Below are 1171 nucleotides of genomic sequence, written 5' to 3'. Positions count from 1 at the left end.
CGCACAACAGATCCCCGCCGCACGGCTGTTGGCTCTGGCGGACGCGGGCCACGGCATCGACCGGGCCGACTGGCCGACGATCGTCGCCGCCGTCCTCGACCACACCGGCACCGACGACGTCACCTCCTGAACGCCGACGGAGCGCTGCCGGAAGCAGGCCTACGGCCGGCCAGGGCCGGGGCCGGTGCGGGCGCCGCCTTCCCCGCTCCTCGTCGCCCGTACCCGATCCACGCAGTAGGCGCCCAGCCCCACCGGCAGGGCCGCCCCGGCCGCGTACACCGGCAACCACAGCGTCGTCGTGGCGGACAAGCAGTCGGCAACGGCCGTATGGTTCTGGGCCTCCTGACGCAGAGCGGAGACCGGGCGCGGGCGTCCACCGCGGAAGCCGGTAGAGGGTGAGGAGCACGGTAAGGAGCGTCACCCCGATGTACGTGGCGAACCACTGCCACGAACCCTGTGCGAGGACGGCGGTCAGTACCGCCCCGAGCGCGATGCCGATGACCCCGGGCTCGCCGGCAACACCACGGCTCGCACCGGTGGAAGCCGAACTCCGGGCACCCTGGAAGCCGGGTTCGTCCACGGTTTCTCCTGCCTCGTTCGGCCACCAGCATCCCGGCGCACCGCTCCGTCGGCCAGGCACCATGCCGTGGCGACCCGAATGCCTGGTCCGCCCACCGGGCCCGGTGCCGGATACTCGATCTTCGAACAGGGGAGAAGAGCGGATGGGGAGACGTGTGACGGCGGCCGAGGAGCTGGTGTTCGATCACGAGCAGGTGCGCAGGAACGGGATCGAGTCGTACGAAGGCACTCCACTCGACGTGCGCACGGTGATCGCGGCCATGCCGCAGCACGTCAAGGACGAGTTCCGTCTCGACGAGGTGCCGTGGAGCCGCTTCGGGCACGCCTACGGCTCGGCCGACGACGTACCCGGGCTGCTGGCCCGGCTGCGCTCGGACGCCGAGGCGGCGGACCACGCCCTGGGCCGGCTGCGGAGCAGCCTGGTCCACCAGGGCACCGTCGGCTCCGCGGCCCCCCTGGCCGTGCCGTTCCTCCTGCGCGTCGCCGCCGACCCGACGGCGCACCACCGTGCGCAAACGCTCGGCCTGGCCACCGCTGCCGCCCGCCGCGCGCACTGGGGGTACGGCACCCGCACCACCTTCCTCCAAGTGGC

The 1171-nt window shown here is 72.8% G+C and carries 1 protein-coding gene; it reads left to right on the top strand.

The window, feature by feature from the left end; genetic code table 11:
- Positions 1-722: 722 nt before the first annotated feature.
- Positions 723-1171, top strand: a 449-nt coding sequence (locus ACFWVD_RS28700; protein WP_379248036.1) for a hypothetical protein, incomplete at its 3' end; no start/stop codon positions are given.

Source organism: Nocardia sp. NPDC058666 (assembly GCF_042714895.1).
GTDB lineage: Bacteria > Actinomycetota > Actinomycetes > Mycobacteriales > Mycobacteriaceae > Nocardia.
This window is presented reverse-complemented; position numbering and strand designations above follow the sequence as displayed.